This is a genomic window from Actinokineospora diospyrosa (assembly GCF_024171925.1).
GTDB lineage: Bacteria > Actinomycetota > Actinomycetes > Mycobacteriales > Pseudonocardiaceae > Actinokineospora > Actinokineospora diospyrosa.
The window spans coordinates 69163-90758 of record NZ_JAMTCO010000012.1 but is presented as its reverse complement, the minus strand read 5'-3'; the positions used below and the strand labels follow the sequence as shown (position 1 = coordinate 90758).

The following is a 21596-nucleotide window of genomic DNA, read 5'->3' as shown; positions in this document are numbered from 1 at the left end:
TTCCCCCTGCCGTTCCCTTTGGCCGCCCCCGCGCCCCCCGCACCCCCACCGAAAGCGCCAGTTGCCGCACCCCGCAGAGAATCGCCAAACCCTTGCCGCCCACCACGTCTCCGCTAAACCCGCCCCACAGATCGACGCCCCGATCCCCCTGCGGCACAACCCCCATCCCCAAGCTGCGCTCCCCCAGCCGGTCGGCCCCAGGTCGCGAACCTCCACCCCGGTGGCCCAAGAACCCCGTGCGTAGTCCCTGCCGACCGCACCGGGCGGCGCATCCTCCGCCTACCGCTCCGGTGGCTAAGACCCCACCCGTTGCCCTCGCGCGTGGTTCCTGTCGACCGCTGCGGCGGGGCATTCTCCGCCTACCGCTGCGGTGGCCCAAGACTCCACACAACTCCGCTGCCCCCGCGCACGGTCTGCCGATCCGCTCCGGCGGCGCATCCTCTGCTTACCGCTCCGGTGGCCTAAGACCCCGTCTCACCCCGGTGCCCCCGCGTGCGGGTCGGGGGCGCAGCCCCCACCCTCTCCGGGGGGCGGCCCCAGGGCCAGTCTACTAGGCCCCACTGACAGTGGATCTTGGAAGCGGGGCCCCGAAGATCCACATGTGGATAACTTCTGTCGCCCAGGAGGGTGAAGTGTTCGGTGGGGGCGTCGGGTGGAGCACCCTGTCCGCCGAACTCAGCGCTGGCGGCGAGGGGCAACGCTGGGTCGTGGGATCAAGCGCTCACCTGCGGAGTCCAGAGCCACCCGCGGAGTCCAACGCCAGTTGCAGGGTCCAGCCGCCACTGCGGAGTTCAGCGCGACTTGCCGCCGCGCGGTCAGCCGCCACCGCGCCACCCAACACAGAGTTCAGCGCTACCCGGTCACCCGCAAGATCCAGCGCCACCCGCCACCGCTACCCGTCACAGCGACAGTTCAGCGCCACCCACGGCCGTAATGGCGCCGGTAGCCAGGGCCGAACGAGCGGTGACCTCGTGCCCGCTTCCAGTCGTCGCCGAACAGGGCGCCGCCGATGGCGGTTACCACGACCGGGAGCAGCAGCACGGGCCAGAAGTGCAGCACGAACAGGAACAGCACCACCCCCGCCACCCCCGACACCGGTACCAGGGCGGCGAACAGGCGCTGGTTGAGCGGCCGGTCGGCCCAGGTCAGCGGTTGGGCGGGCGGAGGGGGCATGGGCGGCGGCGCGGGCATCCGCACGCCGGGCTTCGGGCCGGGCAGGTCGGCGAACAGGGCGGTCAGCTCGCCCGCCGTGCGCGCGGTGGTGATCTTCGCGCTGCGGTCGCCGTACTCGTCGATGGTCAGGCGGCCCGCGCTCATGTGCTCGCCGAGCGCGCGCAGCGCGTCCTCCCGCTCGGCGTCGCCGATGCGCAACTCGGTCGGGGGGATCTCGTCCACACCACGATGCTACGGAACGAGGGGCCCGGTGGGGCTGAGACAAACCTCAGCCCCAGCAAAACCGTCAGTCCTTGATCTCGCAGATGACCGATCCGGTGGTGACCGTCTCACCCGCGGTGACGCCGAGGCTGGTGACCGTGCCCGACTTGTGCGCGGTGACCGGGTTCTCCATCTTCATCGCCTCGAGCACCACGATCAGCTCGCCCTGCGCGACGGTCTGCCCGTCTTCCACGGCGATCTTCACGATCGTGCCCTGCATCGGCGCGGCCACCGCGTCACCGGACACCGCGGCGCCCGCCTTGCCACCGGCCCGCTTGCGCGGCTTGGCCTTCGCCGCCGCTGCACCGCCACCACCACCACCACCGAGGGCGAACCCGGCGGGCAGCGACACCTCCAGCCGACGGCCACCGACCTCGACGACGACGTTCTGCCGCTCCTCGGCCTCGGCGGCGTCCGCGCCACCGGCGAACGGCTCGATCCGGTTGTCGAACTCGGTCTCGATCCACCGCGTGTGCACGCTGAAGCCCGAGCCGTCACCGATGAACGCCGGGTCGCGCACGATCGCGCGGTGGAACGGCACGACCGTCGCCATGCCCTCGACCACCAGCTCGTCGAGCGCGCGCCGCGACCTGGCCAGCGCCTCGTCGCGGTCCGCGCCGGTCACGATGACCTTGGCCAGCATCGAGTCGAACTGCCCGCCGATCACCGTGCCGGACTCCACGCCGGAGTCGACCCGCACGCCGGGGCCGTCCGGCGCGCGCCACGTGGTCACCGTGCCCGGCGCGGGCAGGAAGCCCCGCCCCGCGTCCTCGCCGTTGATCCGGAACTCGATCGAGTGGCCGCGCGGCGTCGGGTCCTCGGTGAACCGCAGCGCCTCACCGGCGGCGATCCGGAACTGCTCGCGCACCAGGTCCAGCCCGGTGGTCTCCTCCGAGACCGGGTGCTCGACCTGCAGCCGGGTGTTGACCTCGAGGAACGAGATCGTGCCGTCGGTGCCGACCAGGTACTCCACCGTGCCAGCGCCGCTGTACTTCGCCTCGCGGCAGATGGCCTTCGCCGAGGCGTGGATCTCCGCGCGCTGCGCGTCGGTGAGGAACGGCGCGGGCGCCTCCTCGACCAGCTTCTGGTGGCGCCGCTGCAGCGAGCAGTCCCGGGTGCCGACCACGATGACGTTGCCGTGCTTGTCGGCCAGCACCTGCGCCTCGACGTGGCGCGGCTTGTCCAGGTAGCGCTCTACGAAGCACTCGCCCCGGCCGAACGCCGAGACCGCCTCGCGCACCGCCGAGTCGAACAGCTCCGGGATCTCCTCCAGCGTGCGGGCGACCTTCAGGCCACGCCCACCACCGCCGAACGCGGCCTTGATCGCCACCGGCAGCCCGTACTCGGAGGCGAAGGCGATGATCTCCTCGGCGCCGGACACCGGCTCCTTGGTGCCGGGCACCAGCGGCGCGCCCGCGCGCAACGCGATGTGCCGGGCGGTGACCTTGTCGCCCAGGTCGCGGATGGCCTGCGGGTCCGGCCCGATCCAGGTCAGCCCGGCGTCGATGACGGCCTGGGCGAACTCGGCGTTCTCGGACAGGAAGCCGTACCCCGGGTGCACCGCGTCCGCGCCAGAGCGCTTCGCCGCGTCCAGCACCTTCTCGATCACCAGGTAGCTCTCGCCGGGGGTGGAGCCGCCGAGCGCGAACGCCTCGTCCGCGAGCCGCGTGAACGGCAGGTCGCGATCGGGGTCGGCGTACACGGCGACACTGCCCAGGCCCGCGTCCCGGCAGGCCCGGATCACCCGGACCGCGATCTCGCCCCGGTTGGCCACGAGAACCTTGCTCAGCGCCTTGGCCGACTCGGACACGCCGGTTCCTCCTTGGTTGGTCGCCGCTCGGGAGGAGTTTACGGATACCCGTTGGCCGGGAACCGAGAGCAACCCCACACTTGCCCGCTACCCTCCCCCTGACGTCGCTGTCGGTCCAGGGGAGGTGCGTTGTGGCTGGTCGGCGCGCCCCGACCGCGGTGGTGCTCGCGATGGTGATCTGCGGGCTCGTGCTCACCGCCTCGCTCACCGGCGCCGCGGTCATGCGGGTCCGCTCCGCGCCTGCCAACACCGCGCCCGGTCCGACCACCGACCCCACCACCTCGGCCAGCGCCGTGGAGTGCAGGCGGGTGCCGTGCCGGACGCTGGGCACGGCGTCGGTCGGCGGCACCGTGGTCACCCTCAAGGGCGATTCCGGGCTGGTCTCCGGCCGGTTGTTCATCGAGAGCCCCAGCGGGCAGCAGGTCGTCGAGATGGCCGTCGGCGACCTGGGCGTCTACCTGGACGACCAGTCGCTGCAGTGCGCGCCGGGGGCGGTGTCGGCGTGCCTGGTGAGCGGCTCGGGCGACAAGGGCACCGCCGGTCAGGTCGTCGCCGGGCGCTCGGACAAGTGGAGCGCGCTGGGGCGGGCGTTCTTCTCCGAGGCCAACTACCTGAGCCTGGCCAACGTCGACGGCGACACCTCGCCGGAGGTCATCGCGGTGCAGCAGGACTGCGCGTCGGGCGCCGATTGCGCGCGGCGACCGGTGTACGCGCAGGTGTTCGGCCTCGGTGGGCAGGAACTGGGCTGCACGCGGCTCTACTCGCGGATCGACCAGCTGCCCGGGTACCCGACCGTCCAGTTGACCGCCGCGATGCTGCGCGACTGCCCGTGATGCCGCGCGGCCTATAGGCACTGCGCGGGTAGGACGAACGGCCGCCCCCTGGTCGGGAGCGGCCGTTCGGTTGGCACCACTGGAGCCGGTCAGGCCGGGACGAGGTCCTCGCGCTTGGTCGGCTTCTCGTCGGTCGGCCCGTCGTCGGAGCTGCCATCGGTGCTGTCGTCGAGCAGCGGCGGACCGCTCGGGGCGGCCAGTACCTCGTCGTCGAGCAGCTCCTCGCCGCGGGCCACCAGCACCGGGACGGTGATCTGCCCGGCGACGTTGGTCGCGGTGCGGATCATGTCCAGGATCGGGTCGACCCCGTAGACGATCGCCACGCCGGTCGCCACGACCTCCGCGGGCAGCCCGATCGTGCTCAGCGTCAGGGTCAGCATGGTGAACCAGCCGGTGGTGCCCGCGGTGGCGAACGAGCCGAACACCGCGACCAGCACGATGCCCGCGTACTGCCAGGGGCTGAGGTGCACGCCGAACAGGTTCGCGATGAAGATCGTCGCGATGGCCGGGTACAGCGCCGCGCAGCCGTCCATCTTGGTGGTGGTGCCCAGCGGGACCGCGAACCCGGCGTACCCGGGCTGCACGCCCAGGTTCACCGCGGTCTGCCTGCTCAACGGCAGCGTGGCGCCGGAGGAGCGGGAGACGAAGGCGAACTGCAGCGCGGTCCACGCCTTGGCGAAGAAGATCCGCGGGCTGACCTTGCCGACGAAGCGCAGCAGGATCGGGTAGACCACGAACAGCACCAGCAGCGCGGCGACGTACACGGCGGCGATCAGCGACAGCAGCGGCTTGAAGAACTGGTTGCCGTAGGTGGCGACCGCGGTGCCGATCAGGCCGAGCACGCCGATGGGGGCCAACCGGATGATCCAGCCGAGGACCTTCTGGATGACGTCGAACGCCGCCTGGTTGAACGCGACGAACGGCCTGGCCCGTTCGCCGAGCGCGTAGGTCGCGATCCCGACCAGCGCGGCGACGAACACGACCTGCAGCACCTCGCCGTTGGCGAAGGCGGAGAACAGGTTCTCCGGCACCAGGCCGTTGATGACGGTCAGCCAGTCGCCCTGCGCGCGGTCGGCCAACCGCTGCACGGTCGCCTCGCTCGGCGTGACGGTGACCCCCTTGCCGACGCCGGACACCAGCCCGACGACGATGCCGATCAGCACCGCGATGAGCGAGGTGATCCCGAACCACAGCAGCGTCTTGCCGCCGAGCCGGGCCGCGGTGCGCCCGCCGCCGAGGCCGCGCAGGCTGTTGACGCCGACCACGATGGCGGTGAACACCAGCGGGATCACGGTGAACTGCAACAGGTTGGTGAAGATCGAGCCGATCGTCTTGAGCGTCGTGGTCAGCCAGGCGGTGCCGGTCTGCTTGGCCACGAAGCCGAGCAGCGCGCCGATGACCAGGCCCGCGAGCACGGTGAGTCCGAAGTAGAGGGTGCGCCGACTGGTCGGGTGGGCGGCTGTGGACATGGGGACTCCAGTGGGGATGGGGAGGGAGGTGTTGGGTCGACTCCTAACCTCGACACAGCGCACTGGCCTGCCGCCGCAAGTCGACGTGCAGGCGCTCGGTCAGCGCTGGTGAGTACCTCATCACCGCGATCCAACCAGCCGGTTGGTGGAAAACTTCCCGTCTCACCCGGAGAGCGGAATCACTCTCACCTGGTGGAACGCCACAGCCGGGCGACGCTGATCCCGAGCTCCCCCAACAGCCGCCGGGTCAACGGCAAGCTGATCCCGATGACACTCGACGGATCCCCCTCGATCCGGTCCACGAACCACCCGCCCAGCCCGTCGAGCGTGAACCCCCCGGCCACCCCCAACGGCTCCCCGCTGGCGATGTAGGCGTCGATCTCGTCCGCACCGGGCACCCCGAAGTGAATGGTCGTCCCCTCAACCCCCCGCGCGACGGCGACAACCTCCCCGCCCACGACCCGCAGCACCGCGTGCCCGGTCAGCAACACCCCCGTGCCACCAACCATCTTCGCCCAACGCTCCCGCGCGACCTCAGCGGTCCCCGGCTTCCCCACCAACTCCCCGCCGAAGTGCAACATCGAATCGCACCCCACCACCACAGCGTCGTGGTCCTGGCCCCCCACGACCGTCCGAGCCTTGGCCTCAGCCAACGCCCCCACAACCCGCTCCGGCGTCGGATCCACCACCCCCGCCGCCACAAGATCCTCGTCCACGCCGGACACCCGAACAACCGGATCGATCCCAGCGGCCTTCAAAACACCAAGCCGAGCGGGGGACTGGGACGCGAGGATGAACTCCATACCCCGCAGGCTATCTGCCACCCCCTCGCCACTCCTCCGCCCGCCACCCCGCAGCACCCCTACCGCTGCTGCACCTCTATCCCCGCCACCCGCTCTTACCGCCACAGCGCCTCTATCCCGCTAACCCCGCCGCCCGTCCCCGCAGCGCCCCTCACCACCACGGCACCTCTTGCCCTCACCTCACTCCCCGCGGCTGCTCTTACCGCCACAGCACACCTTCGCCCCCGCCCACCCGCCCTTACCGCCACAGCGCTTCGCCCCACCTGCCCACTCCCCACAGGCGCCTCTACCGCTGCGGCACCCTCCGTCCCCACCCACCTGCCTGATCCCCGCAGGCGCCTCTTACCGCTACGTCTCGCCCCCACCAGCCCGCTCCCCGTGGAGACCCCTTACCGGATACCGCACCCCTCGCCCACACCCGCCAACCCGCCCCCACGGTGCCCCTTACCGCCATGCCCCCCTTGCTCAACCCGCTTCCCCACGCACCCGCCCCGCTGCCCCCGCGCGCGGTCCCGACTCCAGCCCGGCCCCCACCCTCTCCGGGGGGCGACCCCGGTGCCAGTCTACTGGCCCCCACCGACAGTGGATCTTGGAAAAGGGTGCTGGAGATCCACATGTGGATAACTTTTGTCGCTGAGCCGGGTGAACATCGACGCAGGCCAATTGCTGTGACCTGGGAGAACTTCTGACAAGGTCGCCTGCGGAAGCCCTCACGAACCAAGTCGCCCCCAGCTGATCAACAGCGGCCGCACACCAGCGAAATCAACCCTCCGCAGAGCGCTCGCTTCCCCAAATCGGCCCACAGCAACGAAAACAGCAACCCGCCTCGACCACCTACGCCACGACGGCTCAACCGGTACTCACCACAAGGCCCCGTCTCTGCCCCCGCAGCTGCCCAACCTCAACCCGGCGCTCGCAAACAACCCCGCCCCGGCCCAGCCCACACACCGCTCAAGCGTCAACGCCCTAAAGCCCCACCCCGCCCGCGCGGTCCCCTGGCGGCACAACGTCCGCCTACCGCTCCGGTGGCCCGAGGCCCCACCAAACCCACTGTCGCGCGCGTGGTTCCCCTGTCGACCGTCGCGGCGGCGCACCCTCCCCTCTATCGCTGCGGCGGCCCTGCCCCCACCCCCGGTGCGCCCGCGCATGGTTCCCCTGCCGACCGTTCCGGCGGCGCATTCTCCGCCTATCGCTGCGGTGGCCCAGCCCCCAACCCGCTGCCCCCGCGCGCGGTTCCCCCTGCCGACTGCCCCCGGTGGCACAACCTCCGCCTACCGCTCCGGTGGCCCAGATTCCACCGCTGCTCCCGCGCGTGGTTTCTGTCGACCGCTGCGGCGGGGCATTCTCCGCCTATCGCTGCGGTGGGCCCAGACCCACTCCCAGTGCCCCGCGCGCAGTTCCCCCTGTCGACCGCCCCTGGTGGCACAACCTCTGCCTACCGCTGCGGCGGCCTAAGACCCCACCCCATCCGCTGCTCCCGCGCGTGGTCCCTGCCGACTGCCGCGGCGGCGCATCCTCTGCTTACCGCTGCGGTGGCCTAAGACCCCGCCTGACCCCGGTGCCCCCGCGTGCGGGTCGGGGGCGCAGCCCCCACCCTCTCCGGGGGGCGGCCCCAGGGCCAGTCTACTAGGCCCCACTGACAGTGGATCTTGAAAGCAGTGCGCCGAAGATCCACATGTGGATAACTTCTGTCACCCGGCCGAGGGAACTTCCAGCGGCCGGCAGCAGAAGAAAACCGAGGCCAGCCGTCAGATGGATCCGACCAGCGGGATGCGCACCGACGTCTTCGCGAGGTCGATTGTCAGGCGCGGGTTGGTGCCTGCGGAGCTGATGAACGAGCTGTCCGTGCTCCCGATGACCAGTGCCAAGCGGTGGCCGGCGGGGATGAGTTGGTCGGTCGAGGCCAGGTTGAAGGTGATCGTGTACGGGGTCCCGGCCGTCAGGGTGCGGCGGGTGTCGAGGCCCGCGTAGTGGCCGAGGTCGGCCCAGCCGCGGGCGATGATGTTCTGGCTGACGGTCGTGTTGTTTGCCGCGGTGTCGAGGTAGCAGGCGCTGTCGCCGGTGGTGCTTTCGCCCCAGCAGGAGCGGGTGGTCAGGGTGCGGATGCCCTCGCCGCTGGTGCGGTAGTTGCGGATTGTCGACGAGCCGTAGTCGACCAGGACCGCGGACACGCGGGCCGCGCTCTGCGAGGGCGTCACGGTCACGGTGATCTGCGAGGTGCCGGACACCCGCACGTCGGCGCCGAGCGCCTCGGTCCGGTAGACGACCCGGGCCGACGACGTGGTGGTCGGGTTGTTGATCCAGTCGTACGAGCTGGTGCGGTTGTCGGTGAGGCTCGCAACGGTGCCCGCGGGCGGCGCGGTTGTGCCCAGCGTGCCCACGCCCGCGGTCGAACCCGGCCGCAAGCGCAACGTTGTCGGCGAGGTGGCCAGCGGCCAGGACGGGTCGTCCTTCCAGACGTCCGGTCGTTGCTCCACAGTGGACGCGGGCTCGCGCTCGACGCCGTTGTCGATGCCCAGCAGGTAGTGGTCGAACCACCGGTGCAGCGTGTCGACCCACACCGAGCGCCGGTAGTCGAACGGGTCGACGTGACCGGTCTGGGAGAGCCAGATCTTGCGCTCGACGGTCGCGGGCAGCGCGTTCCACCACTGGCCGAAGTTGATCGTCTTCACGTTGAGGTCGTTGAGCCCGTGGACCACGAACACGCTCGCCTTCACCTTCGAGGCGTTGAGCACGTAGTCCCGCTCGCGGTACAGGGCGGTGTAGTCACCGCTGGAAGGTGAGCCGTTCGTCAGCGTTGTCTTAACCGAGCCGCAGTTAGACGCACCTGCCGAGTTCTCCACTACCTGCGCCAAACCAGCCGGGCTCCCACTGGTGAACGTGGCGCCGGACGCGCGGTAGTAGTCGTACCAGGAGCTGATGGCGCCAATCGGCACGATCGTCTTAAGGCCGTCGACGCCGGTCGCAGCGACACCGTTCGCGATAGTGCCGTCCCACGACTTGCCGATCATCCCGACAGCGCCCGTGGACCAGCTGGCTGTCGCGGTAGTGCTACCGGTCGCGGACGTGTAGCCGGTCGCGCGGCCGTTGAGCCAGTCGATGACCGACTTCGCCGACGCGATCTCCGAGCGTCCACCGATGTCGACGCATCCGTTCGAGCGAGCCGTGCCGGAAAGGTCGACGAGTGCGACGGCGTAACCGCGCGGCACGAAGTAGTTGTCGTAGTGCAGCGGGAACTGAACGGGCTTGCCCGCGCTGTCGTAGACCTTCTTCTGGCTCTCGTTACCCCGCCCGAGCGTGGTGTAGTAGGGGCTCGCGTCCATGATTACCGGGACGCGGCCAGTGGCCTCACGCGGGCGAATGATGTCAGTGGCGACCCGAACTCGCGAACCGTTCGGCGCGGTAAGACCCGTGTCGACCCACACCGTCTCACGCACGGCGTTCGCGTAAGAGTAGATGGGGTCGCTGCGCAGCGCGGTAGGCGCGGCTGATGCCGGGACGGCTAGCGCCCCAAGACTTGCGACAACAGCAACAGCCATGGTGAGCAGGGATCGCCGTATAGCCATGTGTGCAGACGCTACGGTCCGACCGGTTCCCTCGACAGTCCTGAATTATTCGCGTTACCAGTTGGCCGCGGTCGAATACCGGCCGCGCACACCATCCCCAGAACGAGGACGACAACCGGCAACACAAGTGTCGCTTTCGCCGCGTTGGTGAACCCGAGGTGGAACGCGTCGGTGGCCAACTCGCGCACCTTCTCCGCCACCGTTGGTGACCAGTCCGACGGCACCTCCGGGCCTTCGCCGCCGAACTGGCTGGCCGTCTGCGCGGCCGAGGTGATCCGCTCGACGAACTCGTCGGCGTAGCGCGGCGGCAGGAACTTGGCGTACTCCCTGGCCGCCTCCGGCACCGCGAATCCCAGGCCGACCTGCAGCAGCAGTCCGGTCGTCGCGCTGCCGAGCACCCCGCCGACCTGCCGCGAGGTGTTGAACACCCCCGAGGCGGCCCCGACCAGGTGGGTCGGCATCCCGAAGGTCGCCGAGGCGGTCAGCGGGGAGAAGACGAGGCCGATCCCGGTACCGGCCACCACCAGGCCCGGCACGAGCAGCAGCGGGTCCGTGTCCGGTTCGGCGAGCAGCGCCAGCACGATCGTCCCGGCAGCCAATCCGCCAAGCCCGGTCATGATCATGGTCCGGCCCTCGACCCGCGACCGGCCTGCCACCCAGGCCGCGCCGCCCGCTGCCACCGCCATCGGCGCGCACAGCAGACTCGACGCGACCGGGTCCAGCCCGAGCACCGACTGCACGTAGATCACCAGCGGTAGGAACATCCCGGTCGTCGCGAAGCCCAGCGCCGCGTGGGTCAGGTTGGCGTAACTGAAGACGGGGTTGGCGAACAAGCCTCTAGGGAGAAGAGGGTCACGTGCGCGTCGCTGGTAGATCGTGAACCCGCCGAGCAACAGCAAGCCGATCCCGATCACCGGGAGAACGCCTATAGGACCAACGATCTGGCCCCAGTGGTAGTGCTGCCCGTTCTGCAAGCCGAAGACCAACAGCCCGAGCCCGGCGGAGGCCAACAACGCCCCGGTCACGTCAAGCCGCACCCGCCCAGCGGGCCGCCAGTCCGGTAGCAACACCAGGCCGAGCACCAACCCGACCGCGCCGATCGGCAGGTTCAACAGGAAGATCCACTGCCAGCCCACGTGCTGCACCAGCAACCCGCCCACCACCGGCCCGGTGATCGTCGCGACCCCCGCGACAGCCCCCCACACCGCGATCGGCGCCCCGCGCCGCTCCGGCGGGAACAACCCGGTGATGAACGACAACGTCTGCGGCGTCATCGCGGCGGCGCCCAGCCCCTGCACCGCCCGCGCCGCGATCAGCGACCCCGCCGAGGTGGACAGTCCACACCAGAGCGACGCGCCGAGGAACAGGACCAGCCCGACCACCAGGACCCGCTTGGGCCCGAACCGGTCGCCGAGCCTGCCGGTCAGCAGCAGCGGGACGGTGTTGGCGAGCAGGTAGACGCTGTTGACCCAGATGACCTGGTTCAACGTGGCGTCGAGGCCCTCCAGCATCGCCGGGATCGCCACGGTGACGATGGTGGAGTCGAGCATGACCATGAAGAAGCACGCGCACAGCGCCGCAAGCGCCACCCACGGGCCGCGCACCCCACCACTCATCACCACTCCAGCCGGACCCCGCCGCCGGGTCACCGGCCAAAGCCTAAGGCCCGGTTTCCCGCACCAACTCCGCCAGGTACCCACCCCCGTCGAACCCGGCATCCCTCACCGCGCCCCGCAACAACGCCACAGTCCGCCGAGACCCCACCTCACCGACCCGCGCAGCGACATCCGGCACTAAGCGCTCGGCTTCCCTTAGATCCCCAGCACGCACCAGACAGTCCAAGAGGTACACAGACCGACTGAACGCCCCACGAACCCGATGTGCCGGTGTACTCGCCAAGGCTCCCGCGAACACCTCCGCAGCCTGGTCGAAATCCCCACGCTCCATCCCGAGCATGCCCTCGAACCAGGCGAACTGCCTCTCATCGACCCAATACGCCCATGTAGGCCCGTCGTCCTCAACAACGGCCCGTGCTTCCACCAGCGTCCGCGCCGCCTCGCTGTGCTGCCCACGCTTGGCAAGCGCATGCGCCCGTCGACCGAGGAACAGCCCCCGCACCCGCCCAGGTAGCGGCCCGTCCAGCACGGCCTCGCAGATCTGCAGTGCCTCGCCGCTGCGCCCTAGGTACTCAGCCTGCATAGACAGGTTCTGCAGCGTCAGTAGCTCGAGCTCGCGATCGCCAGCCAGCCGCAGGTAGTGCAAGGCCTCCAGGCTTAGCCTTCGGCTGGCGTCTTGCTGATCGGCGTCATAAAGCAGCCACCCAGCGACTTCAGCCAACTCACCCACGACCCGCATAAGGTCTCGCCACAGTGGCTGCGGGCACGAATCGACCCCTATGCGGCGCACCGCACTACGCAACAGCCGCACAGCTTGACCGCTGGCCTCGTTGCCGCCGAACTGGGCATCGAGCAAGAGCAGCTGCCGGACGTGGTCTCGCAACCAGCCGACATACGCCTCAGTGATCGGCCCTTCGTCTCCTACAGGCTGTAGTGACTTGCGACCGTCCACAGACTGCCTCCCAGTGTGCGACCTGCGTGTGGTTCACGCTAGGTCGCTCTGGTCGACACATCCAGCAACTGCGCGCGGCGACCAGCTACCACCGGGACACAGGGTCAGCGTGGGAAGCCTGAAGCTCGCCAGGCTCCCGGCCCTGGGGTTAGCGGACGGCGGGCTAGAGCTGAGCGGTCGGCCCAGGCGCTGGGGGTGGCGGTAGGGGGCTCTGCCGGGGTGTTGGCGGCGGCCGCTACTACGACCGTCAGGGCGGCGAGTTCTGCCGCGTCCGGGTTGCCCCGGACCACGCGCAGAAGAGGGCGGTTCTCCTCGGTGGTCACGCGCTCCTCCAAGCTCACAGGGGGATGTTGCCGTGCTTCTTCGGGGGTAGGGACTCGCGCTTGTCGGCCAGCATTCGCAGGGCTCGGGCCACATAGCCTCGAGTGTGCGACGGCGGGATCACCGAGTCGACGTAACCGCGTTCAGCAGCTACGTAGGGGTTTAGGAGGGTGTCTTCGTACTCCCGGTCTAGCTTCGCTCGCAGGGCGTCCACGTCCTCGCCCGCGTCTAGCGCCGCCTTTAACGTCTTACGGTGCAGGATGTTGGACGCACCTGAGGCGCCCATCACCGCGATCTGGGCGGTAGGCCAAGCCAGGTTGATGTCGGCACCCAGGTGCTTAGAGCCCATCACGTCGTAGGCGCCGCCGTAGGCCTTGCGGGTGATGACGGTTACCAGCGGGACCGTGGCCTCGGCGTACGCGTAGATGAGCTTGGCGCCGCGGCGGATGATGCCGTCGAACTCCTGGTCGGTGCCGGGGAGGAAGCCGGGGACGTCAACGAAGGTCAGGACCGGGATGTTGAAGGCGTCGCACGTGCGCACAAAGCGGGCGGCCTTCTCGGAGGCGTCGATGTCGAGGCAGCCCGCGAACTGGGTGGGCTGGTTGGCGACCACACCGACGCTGCGGCCCTCGACCCTGCCAAAGCCGACGACGATGTTGGGGGCGAACAGCGGGTGCACCTCGAGGAACTCCCCGTCGTCCACGACGCGGTTGATTACCTCGTGGATGTCGTAGGGCTGGTTCGCCGAGTCCGGGATAAGGGTGTCGAGCTCGCGGTCGCTGTCGCTGAGGTCTTCGACTACCGAGCCGTCGGTGACGAAACCGGGGAAGACGGGGGGCTCGGACAGGTTGTTCGACGGCAGGAACGACAGCAGTTCCTTGACGTAAGCGATCGCGTCGTCCTCGTCGGAGCCCATGTAGTGGGCCACGCCGGACTTGGTGTTGTGGGTGCGCGCGCCACCCAGCTCCTCTAGCGTCACCTCTTCGCCGGTGACCGTCTTGACCACGTCGGGGCCGGTGATGAACATCTGCGAGGTCTGGTCGACCATCACGATGAAGTCGGTCAGCGCGGGCGAGTACACGTGCCCACCGGCGTTGGCACCCATGATCAGTGAGATCTGCGGGATGACCCCGGACGCCAGGGTGTTGCGGCGGAAGATCTCGCCGTAGAGGCCGAGGGAGACCACGCCCTCCTGGATGCGCGCGCCGCCGCCCTCGTTGATGCCGACGATCGGGCGGCCCGTCTTGATCGCCAGGTCCATCACCTTGACGATCTTCTCCCCGTACACCTGCCCGAGTGACCCCCCGAAGACGGTCACGTCCTGGCTGAACACACACACCGGGCGACCGTCGACCGTGCCGTAGCCGGTGACCACGCCGTCGCCGTAGGGGCGGTTCTTCTCCAGACCGAAGTTGGTCGACCGGTGCCGGGCGAGCTCGTCGAGCTCGACGAAGCTACCGGGGTCGAGCAGCATGTCGATCCGCTCGCGAGCGGTCTTCTTACCCTTGGCGTGCTGCTTCTCGACCGCGCGCGCGGAGCCCGCGTGTACGGCCTCGTCGTAGCGCCGATAGAGGTCGGCCAGCTTGCCCGCCGTGGTGTGGATGTCCGGCTCGCCTTCGCTGGGCACGCCCGTCGGCTCCGTCGCGCTGCTCATGGCCCGGCAGCCTAGCGACCGACGGGTGCTTGCAGGGGCGAGGCGTAGGGCACACCACAAGCTCTTGACCTCCAGCGCGGTAGAGATCGCACAGTTGACCTCGCCGCCCCCGCCGGGCTGTTCCTGCTCCGACCAGCCGGGTCAGGGGGTCGGCTCTACCCTTGGGCGCATGGCAGCACTCGACGTTGAGGCCCTGCGCGCGGCCTTGGGTTCTTACGCCGCGGTGGACGTAGTCGACTCGACCGGCTCAACAAATGCCGACTTGGTGGCCGCTGCCGATAGCGCTGCCGATCGGACGGTGCTCATCGCCGAGCAGCAGACCGCGGGGCGCGGTAGGCGTGCCCGCGACTGGGTGTCTCCGCCTGCCTCTGGCATCTACCTCAGCGTCTTGCTCCGGCCGACCGGTGTCCCAGTCGCCCGATACGGCTCTCTTTCACTGGTCGCGGGTGTCGCTCTTATCCGGACCGCTCGCCACGCAGGTGTTATCGCTTCACTCAAGTGGCCTAACGACCTCCTCGCGGGTGCGGGCCTGGCCAAGTGCGCAGGAGTCCTCGCGGAGGTCAGCGGCCAAGCGGTGGTCCTCGGCATCGGACTCAACGTGGCCCCGCTCCACGATGACGTCCCCGTCGGTCCCGGTGGGCTCCCCGCGACCTCGCTAGCCCAAGAAGGCGGTACCGCTGACCGCACCGCGGTGGCGATCGCCCTGCTCCGAGCGTTTGACGAGGCCGAGCGGTCTTGGCGCGGAGCTCAAGGGGACCTGCTGACGTCCGGTTTGCTCGCCGAGTACCGGGCTAGCTGCGCGACCTTGGGCCAACGGGTCCGGGTAGAGCTACCGGACGGGACGAGTTTGCAGGCCCTGGCTACCGATATCGACGGTGACGGACGCCTAGTCGTGGACGTCGGCGGCACTGCCCGCACGCTGTCCGCGGGGGACGTTGTCCACGTGCGTCCGGGGGCCTGATTCCCGAGTTCACCACTCCGTGACGCCCACGAGGTCCCCTGCCGAGTACGGTAGCGCCGTCACCAGTGATGATCGGGAGGACACCTTGGCATACCCCGATGACGTGCTCAGCGAAGGCGAGCAGGTCGTGCTCCACCGGCACCCGCACTGGAAGATGCTGCTGCTGCCGTACCTGCTGCTCCTCGTCACCCTCGCGGGCGGCATCTGGCTGGCCATCCTGGCCCAGGAGCTGTCCTGGGCGACGATCGCCTGGATCATCATCGGCGCGGTCGCCCTGGTGGTCATCGTCTGGGGCTTCCTCGCCCCGTTCGTGCGGTGGCGCACCACCCACTTCATCGTCACCACCGACCGGGTGATGTTCCGCATGGGCGTCATCAAGCGCACCGGCATCGACATCCCGCTTGCCCGGATCAGCAGCGTGCGGTTCGAGCACGGGCTGGTCGACCGGATCGTCGGCTGCGGCACCTTGATCATCGAGTCCAGCTCGCAGGAGCCGCTCGAGTTCGACGACATCCCGAACGTGGAGAAGGTGCACACGCTCCTCTACCGCGAGGTCAACGACAACCCGTACGACGACTTCGGTCGCGCCCCGCGCGAAGGGGACCACCCCGAGCCGGGACGGCGCTGAGGTGGGGGCACGCGAGGTAGGCCTGCCCGCCACGGTTAGAGCTGACGGACTGCCGGAGCGGGTCACCATCTGGGAGGTTGGCGCGCGCGACGGGCTGCAGAACGAAGCCACCGTCGTCCCCGTCGACGTCAAGCTGGAGTTCTTGGCTCGATTGGCTGAGGCGGGCCTGGGTGTGTTGGAAGCGACCAGCTTCGTGCACCCCAAGTGGGTCCCTCAGCTAGCCGATGCAGAAGACCTCCTCGCTGGACTCACCAAGGTCGATGGCGTCAGCTATCCCGTTCTAGTGCCCAATGAGCGCGGCCTCGATCGGGCGCTCGCTGCGGGCGTCCAGCACATAGCGATCTTCGGTAGCGCCACCGAGACGTTCGCCAAGCGCAACCTCAACCGCACACTGGACGAGCAGTTCGCCATGTTCGAGCCGGTCGTCACTCGTGCACGTGCTGAGGGCCTAGATGTGCGCGCGTACGTCTCTATGTGCTTCGGCGATCCCTGGGAAGGGCCTGTAGCCGCCGACCAGGTGGCAGCGGTCGGCAAACGGCTGATGGACATGGGCTGCGGGCAGCTGTCCCTCGGCGACACGATCGGCGTGGCTACCCCCGGCCAGGTAGAGGCTGTCATCGCGGCTGCATCCGGTGCGGGTGTGCCTATAGGCGACATCGCGGTCCACTTCCACGACACCTACGGCCAAGCCCTGTCCAACACGCTGGCAGCGCTACGCCTCGGCGTGACCACAGTCGACTCCTCTGCAGGCGGACTCGGCGGTTGCCCCTACGCCGAGTCGGCCACCGGCAACCTCGCCACCGAGGACCTCGTCTGGATGCTCGACGGCCTGGGCATCAAGACCGGCGTCGACCTCGACAAGCTCGCCGACACCAGTGCGTGGATGGCAGGCCAGCTCGGTCGTCCGGCGCCGTCGCGGGTGGTTCAAGCCCTACGCGGCTGACCTAGCGCCTGTCGCCGATCAGTAGCCGCGTAGGACAACCAGCCCCGCAGGACAACCAGCCGCGTAGGACAGCTAGCCGCGTAGGACAACCAGCCGCGTAGGACTGCTAGCCGCGTAGGACAACTGGGCGCAGTTGGGCTAACACGACCACAGCGCGCTTATCGACCGCTACGGTGCGGAGGGTTGCCCCAACCGGCTGATCGTCGTGTGCCGCGCGACGGTTGGTCCGCAACGGTGCGACCGGTGGTGGCGACTACCCCGATGGGTTGGCGTGATCACCGAGTCGAGTGGGAACCTGGCCCGGGGGCGTCGCGTCCAACGCGAGCCCGGTGACTGCCGATGACGCGGAGGAGGTCGTGTGACCGACCACCGAGCCCAGGTCGAGGATCTCCTCGCTGAGTACCGACGCGGGCGTGACCAGCTCGCCGAGGTGCACCGGGCGCTGGCGGGGATCAGGGAGACCGCGACGAGCGACTGCGGGGTGGTCACCGCGACCGTGTCCGCGCAGGGCGCTCTCACCGCACTCGACCTACGCGAAGACGCGTACCGCAGGTACCGGCCCGCTGAGTTGGCCGCCGTGATCGTGCGCACCACCGCCGCTGCGGACGCTCTTGCCGCAAGCGCGGCCGGGCACGCGGTAGCACCCGTGTTGCCTGCCGGAACCGACCCGGAGGCCCTGTTGCGGGGAACTGCCGACCTGCGCCGTGACGAGATCACGCCGCCGGTAGTCGAAGAGAGCTACGAGAACGTGGCCTGGCTGGAGCCGGACGCGGGGAGGCCGTGATGGACAGGTTCGAGGCAGACAGCGAGCGCCTCGCCCACCGGGCTGGGCAGTTCGACGGCCTGGCCGCGCGGGCGGGCTCGATCCACCGCGAGTTGGCCGACCTGGTCAGCGCCACGGGGGCGTGCTGGGGCGGTGACGCCGTCGGGTTGAGGTTCGCCGCGTCGCACGCCGGACCCGCGCACCAGACCCTCAAGGCCCTCGGCGCCCTGCCGGGGAAGCTGGACGACGTCGGTGACCGCTTCCGCGACACCGCCCGCGCCTACCGGCGCACCGAGGACCACAACACCGGCGTGCTCGACGCTTAAGGGGACTTCTCATGGGGATGCAGTTGCCCGCCGAGTTGGCGAGCGTTGCCGCTGCCGCGGGGGTTCGGTGGCCGCAGGGCGATGAAACCAAGATGCGGGAGACGGCGAAAGCCTGGGAGCTCGCGGGGACCCGGGTCGCCGCGTTAGCGGGCGACGCCGATAGCGCTGCCCACGCGGCCTTGTCTGCCTTCGACGGCGACGCTGCCGACGCCGCAGCGCGCTACTGGTCTCGCTTCGTCCGGGGCGACAGTGGCCACTTCAACGCCACCGCCAAGGGCTGCCGCGAAGCCGCGGAACGCTTGAACCACGCCGCCAACGAGATCGCCGCCGCGAAGGCGAAGATCGTCGAGAAGCTGGTGGCACTGGCTAAGAACATGGATGCCGCCGAGACCGCCGCTGCTGCGGGCAACGAGAACGCGCTGCTGAACCTGTCGTGGCTCATTAAGGGCACCGCGGCCAACATCGCGCACATCCAGAACTCGCTGCTTAACACCGTGCAGGCGATCGGCTCCAGCGTCACCTTCACGAACGACCTCGTAAGCGCCAACCCCGGCCAACTCGGGTCTGTTGTCACCAAGCTACTTGGCACCGCGGTTGCGACCGCCACTCAGGTGGTGGGCGACCTTCCCGGCGCGGTGGGCCACGGCATACGCGACATCGTCGCTCCAGCGATCCAAACCGTCACCAAGCCCTTGAAGGTCGTTGGCAACCAGGCTGGCGGCATAATCACCAACAACCCCGTCCTTGATCCGGGGCTTACGCCCGGCGCCACCAAGCCCCCCTTGCTGGCGGTCCCGCCGCCGGTGGCTGGCTCGGTCATCCAGACGCCGCCGATTTCGCACACCCAGCCGGTGACGCCGCCGGTCGGGGGTCCTTCGGTACAGCTACCGGAGATCCCGACCAACGTGCCGCCGCCGATGCCCGTGCCGAGCCAGCCGCCGCACATCGGCGGGCCTATCGACGCTGTCCAGGCCGCCTCTGCGGCCGTCATCGATGCCCCCAGTCAGACATCAGCGCCCGTTGGTCAGCCGTCGACCGGCTCCCCAGGGGGAGGGTCGACTGTCGGTGGCGTGCAACCCGGCGGCACTACGGCAGCGCCGCCTTCGGGAAACCCGCTCGGCGGCAGGCTTACCGGCGTCAACTTGGGTGGCCCGCCAGTTGTCGGGAACATCCCGAGCGCGTCGACGCCGTCGGCCAGTCCGCGTCCGGGTACTCCGGGGATGCTCGGCGTGCCCGCGCAGACCCCGGGCGGTGGCAAGCAGTTGGCTCCGCCGCCGCAACAGCCGAAGGCTCAGCAGCCGGTCCGCACCGAGCCCGGTGCGCGCGCCGCCGAGCAGGCCGCGAAGACCGGAGAATCGACGCGGTCGCAGCCCGGCGCTAAAGCCGCCAACACCGCTGCCCGCATTGGTGACTCGACCAGCCGTCCGCTGGCTGACCAGGGTGGCAAAGCGGCCGAGGCACCGAAGTCCGCGCCGAGGTCGGGCGAGCCCACCGCGAAGCCGCAGGTTGGCGCGAAACTGGCCGACCTGACCGCCAAGACCGTCGAGTCCCAGCCCAACCGGATCGCCGAAGCGCTGCAGACCGGCAAGTCCAGCGACGCCGCCAAGCCCGGCGACCTGGCGAAGGGCGGCGACCCTGCCGCGAAGCCGGGCGAGTCCGGCAAGGGCAACCAACTCGGCCAAGGCAAACTCACCGCCGCCGCACCGCAGCCAGATCAGCCGGTCGCCACACCGGACCAGGCCGATAAGAGCGCCGAGAAGCGCGACCAAAGCGGCGGGTTCGCCGTCGTGCCGTTGGTCGTAGGCCCGCTCAACGGCCGGGCGGACAAACGTGCGCAGAGCCTGATGCAGTCGCAGATGTTCCCTGTCGGGCACATGCCGGTTGTCTCGCTCGCCCCTGTGCGGCAGCTAGCGCCCCCGCACAAGGATGTCGACTTCGCCGCCGGGCTGCGGTTCCCGCCCGGTGACCACCCCAGGTCCGAACTGGCTGATAGCGCTACCGCGGTCAAGCACTCCCCGCCCACCCGTGGCCGGACCGCCCCTGACTTGCTGCACGCCCATGACCCGCAGGGTGGGATGCACGAACGCGACTGGGACCGCCGCTTCCTGGTCCGCCCCTTCGACCCCAACTCGCAACGCCCCACTGAGTACGCCTGGCCCACCAGTGAGCTCTATCCCGAAGGCGGCGCCGCGCCCGGCGAGGCCGTCGTTCTTCCTGTTGGCACCGTGCTCGACCGGTTCGGTACCTCTAACGGCCGCGTCTTCAGTGCTGACGGCACTAGGTTCGCCCGTCGGTCACTGCCACCCGCTCACGCGAGTGCGGGCTACCGCCGCTACCGGGTTGTGCAGCCGTTGCCGGTGTGGCGGGCGATGTCGGCACCGTGGTTCGGGCAGCCCGGTGGCGGTGAGCGCTACCGCGCGACCCACTCCGCCGCCGAGTTGGTCGCTCTTGGTCTGTTGGAGGAAACCCCGTGAACACCGAGTCGTTCGTCGGCCTGCTCGCCGCGATAGGCATACCGGCTGATGTCGTGTCGATCGGGGAAGAGGCCGACAACACTTGGTGCCTGCTGCACCACCCCGACCAGGGCAGCTGGGAAGTGTTCTGGCGCGAACAGGGCAACAGGTACGACTGGGCCAGCTTCAACAACGAACAGGTGGCCTGCCACTACCTGTTCGGCAGGCTCACCTGGTCGCAGGTCGTGCGGGGCGCCGTAGGCGTTCTACCGGTCACTGAGAAGGCCTAGCGCCCCCTCGTGCAGGTGGCCGTTAGAGGTCAGAACTGAGCCGCCGTCGTACCGGGCTGCCCCGGTCAGATCGGTGAACCGGCCACCGGCCTCTTCGACGAGCACCTGCAACGGCGCCACGTCCCACGGGTTCACGATGGCCTCTGCCGCGAGGTCGATAGCGCCCTCAGCGACCAGGCAGTGCTGCCAGAAGTCACCGAACGCCCGGCTCTCCCAGCACGCGTCCACAAGAGCCAGGTAGCGCTCACGCGAGTGGTACTCCACCCACGACCCCAGGTGCGTGGTGGACAGGTAGGCGTCTTCCAGCGACCGCACGCTTGACACCGAGATCCGCTCCGGCTCGCCACCCCCGCGGCTCACCCAGGCTCCCTCGCCCCGCGCCGCCCACCACCTGCGGCCGAGTGCGGGCGCGCTGACCACACCCACCTGCGGCACCCCGTCGACGACCAGCGCGATCAGCGTCGCCCACGCGGGCACCCCGCGCAGGAAGTTCTTCGTCCCATCGATCGGGTCCAGCACCCAGGTCCGCCCCGCGACGACGTCCCCGCCCCGCTCCTCGCCCGCGACCGCGTCCCCCGGGCGCGACCCGGCCAGCAGGGCCCGCACCGCGTCCTCGACGGCCGTGTCGGCGTCGGTCACCGGCGTGCGGTCCGGCTTGCGCTCCACGACCAGGTCAACGGCCTGGAAGCGGGCCCGGGTGATCGCGTCGGCCGTGTCGGCCAACCGGATGGCAAAAGTCAGGTCGTCGCTTGACACGGGCGCGATCGTGTCACG

The 21596-nt window shown here is 69.5% G+C and carries 19 protein-coding genes; 8 read left to right on the top strand and 11 right to left on the bottom strand.

Annotated features, from left to right (window positions below; all coding sequences use genetic code 11):
- Positions 1-912 precede the first annotated feature (912 nt).
- On the bottom strand, positions 913-1395 hold the full coding sequence (locus LV75_RS24080) for a DUF1707 SHOCT-like domain-containing protein (protein WP_253889262.1): 483 nt from the start codon (positions 1393-1395) through the stop codon (positions 913-915).
- Between the two features lie 64 nt (positions 1396-1459).
- Positions 1460-3244, bottom strand: coding sequence for an acetyl/propionyl/methylcrotonyl-CoA carboxylase subunit alpha (locus LV75_RS24075; protein ID WP_253889261.1), 1785 nt, complete (start codon positions 3242-3244; stop codon positions 1460-1462).
- 131 nt (positions 3245-3375) lie between these two features.
- Between LV75_RS24075 and LV75_RS24070 the strand changes: the two genes are divergently transcribed.
- Positions 3376-4077 carry a hypothetical protein gene (locus LV75_RS24070; protein WP_253889260.1) on the top strand — a complete coding sequence of 234 codons (702 nt, stop codon included), beginning with the start codon at positions 3376-3378 and terminating at the stop codon, positions 4075-4077.
- Positions 4078-4166: 89 nt separating this feature from the next.
- Here LV75_RS24070 and LV75_RS24065 read toward each other — a convergent pair whose 3' ends face one another.
- The 8 genes from LV75_RS24065 to LV75_RS24035 form a co-directional block, all read right to left on the bottom strand.
- Complete coding sequence (locus LV75_RS24065) at positions 4167-5546, bottom strand: dicarboxylate/amino acid:cation symporter (protein WP_253889259.1); 1380 nt, start codon at positions 5544-5546, stop codon at positions 4167-4169.
- Positions 5547-5589: 43 nt separating this feature from the next.
- Positions 5590-5667 (bottom strand): putative leader peptide, encoded by a 78-nt coding sequence (locus LV75_RS35910; RefSeq protein WP_372495334.1) that lies wholly within the window; start codon positions 5665-5667, stop codon positions 5590-5592.
- Between the two features lie 64 nt (positions 5668-5731).
- Entirely contained in the window at positions 5732-6349 is a 618-nt protein-coding gene (locus LV75_RS24060) for a Maf family protein (RefSeq protein ID WP_253889258.1), read from the bottom strand.
- 1748 nt (positions 6350-8097) lie between these two features.
- Positions 8098-9915, bottom strand: coding sequence for a Xaa-Pro dipeptidyl-peptidase (locus LV75_RS24055; protein ID WP_253889257.1), 1818 nt, complete (start codon positions 9913-9915; stop codon positions 8098-8100).
- Positions 9916-9926: 11 nt separating this feature from the next.
- The gene (locus LV75_RS24050; RefSeq protein WP_253889256.1) at positions 9927-11531 is read right to left on the bottom strand and encodes an MFS transporter; all 1605 of its coding nucleotides are present in this window, start codon (positions 11529-11531) and stop codon (positions 9927-9929) included.
- Between the two features lie 43 nt (positions 11532-11574).
- A complete protein-coding gene (locus LV75_RS24045) occupies positions 11575-12483 on the bottom strand; it encodes an NsdA family TPR-like regulatory protein (RefSeq protein WP_253889255.1) in 909 nt (302 codons plus the stop codon).
- A gap of 104 nt (positions 12484-12587) precedes the next feature.
- Entirely contained in the window at positions 12588-12824 is a 237-nt protein-coding gene (locus LV75_RS24040; RefSeq protein ID WP_253889254.1) for an acyl-CoA carboxylase subunit epsilon, read from the bottom strand.
- Complete coding sequence (locus tag LV75_RS24035) at positions 12821-14458, bottom strand: acyl-CoA carboxylase subunit beta (protein WP_253889253.1); 1638 nt, start codon at positions 14456-14458, stop codon at positions 12821-12823. The genes LV75_RS24040 and LV75_RS24035 overlap by 4 nt, the downstream gene beginning before the upstream one ends.
- A gap of 169 nt (positions 14459-14627) precedes the next feature.
- Between LV75_RS24035 and LV75_RS24030 the strand changes: the two genes are divergently transcribed.
- The 7 genes from LV75_RS24030 to LV75_RS24000 all read left to right on the top strand — a co-directional run bounded on the left by LV75_RS24030 (position 14628) and on the right by LV75_RS24000 (position 20822).
- On the top strand, positions 14628-15419 hold the full coding sequence (locus tag LV75_RS24030) for a biotin--[acetyl-CoA-carboxylase] ligase (protein WP_253889252.1): 792 nt from the start codon (positions 14628-14630) through the stop codon (positions 15417-15419).
- 85 nt (positions 15420-15504) lie between these two features.
- Entirely contained in the window at positions 15505-16047 is a 543-nt protein-coding gene (locus LV75_RS24025; RefSeq protein ID WP_253889251.1) for a PH domain-containing protein, read from the top strand.
- Between the two features lies 1 nt (position 16048).
- Positions 16049-16990 (top strand): hydroxymethylglutaryl-CoA lyase, encoded by a 942-nt coding sequence (locus tag LV75_RS24020; protein ID WP_253889250.1) that lies wholly within the window; start codon positions 16049-16051, stop codon positions 16988-16990.
- 358 nt (positions 16991-17348) lie between these two features.
- A complete protein-coding gene (locus tag LV75_RS24015; protein ID WP_253889249.1) occupies positions 17349-17774 on the top strand; it encodes a YbaB/EbfC family nucleoid-associated protein in 426 nt (141 codons plus the stop codon).
- On the top strand, positions 17774-18079 hold the full coding sequence (locus tag LV75_RS24010; RefSeq protein WP_253889248.1) for a WXG100 family type VII secretion target: 306 nt from the start codon (positions 17774-17776) through the stop codon (positions 18077-18079). The genes LV75_RS24015 and LV75_RS24010 overlap by 1 nt, the downstream gene beginning before the upstream one ends.
- Positions 18080-18090: 11 nt before the next feature.
- Complete coding sequence (locus LV75_RS24005; RefSeq protein WP_253889247.1) at positions 18091-20553, top strand: glycohydrolase toxin TNT-related protein; 2463 nt, start codon at positions 18091-18093, stop codon at positions 20551-20553.
- Positions 20550-20822, top strand: coding sequence for a hypothetical protein (locus LV75_RS24000; protein ID WP_253889246.1), 273 nt, complete (start codon positions 20550-20552; stop codon positions 20820-20822). The genes LV75_RS24005 and LV75_RS24000 overlap by 4 nt, the downstream gene beginning before the upstream one ends.
- Here LV75_RS24000 and hisN read toward each other — a convergent pair.
- On the bottom strand, positions 20799-21578 hold the full coding sequence (hisN, locus tag LV75_RS23995) for a histidinol-phosphatase (RefSeq protein ID WP_308211032.1): 780 nt from the start codon (positions 21576-21578) through the stop codon (positions 20799-20801). The two genes, LV75_RS24000 and hisN, sit on opposite strands and share 24 nt — an antisense overlap.
- Between the last annotated feature and the right edge of the window lie 18 nt (positions 21579-21596).

What these genes read in the sequence shown, in the direction of transcription:
- LV75_RS24065 (WP_253889259.1), bottom strand. Translation starts at nt 5,546, where the DNA reads ATGTCCACAGCCGCCCACCCGACCAGTCGGCGCACCCTCTACTTCGGA.
- LV75_RS35910 (WP_372495334.1), bottom strand. Translation starts at nt 5,667, where the DNA reads ATGAGGTACTCACCAGCGCTGACCGAGCGCCTGCACGTCGACTTGCGG.
- LV75_RS24060 (WP_253889258.1), bottom strand. Translation starts at nt 6,349, where the DNA reads ATGGAGTTCATCCTCGCGTCCCAGTCCCCCGCTCGGCTTGGTGTTTTG.
- LV75_RS24055 (WP_253889257.1), bottom strand. Translation starts at nt 9,915, where the DNA reads ATGGCTATACGGCGATCCCTGCTCACCATGGCTGTTGCTGTTGTCGCA.
- LV75_RS24050 (WP_253889256.1), bottom strand. Translation starts at nt 11,531, where the DNA reads ATGAGTGGTGGGGTGCGCGGCCCGTGGGTGGCGCTTGCGGCGCTGTGC.
- LV75_RS24035 (WP_253889253.1), bottom strand. Translation starts at nt 14,458, where the DNA reads ATGAGCAGCGCGACGGAGCCGACGGGCGTGCCCAGCGAAGGCGAGCCG.
- LV75_RS24030 (WP_253889252.1), top strand. Translation starts at nt 14,628, where the DNA reads ATGGCAGCACTCGACGTTGAGGCCCTGCGCGCGGCCTTGGGTTCTTAC.
- LV75_RS24010 (WP_253889248.1), top strand. Translation starts at nt 17,774, where the DNA reads ATGGACAGGTTCGAGGCAGACAGCGAGCGCCTCGCCCACCGGGCTGGG.
- LV75_RS24005 (WP_253889247.1), top strand. Translation starts at nt 18,091, where the DNA reads ATGGGGATGCAGTTGCCCGCCGAGTTGGCGAGCGTTGCCGCTGCCGCG.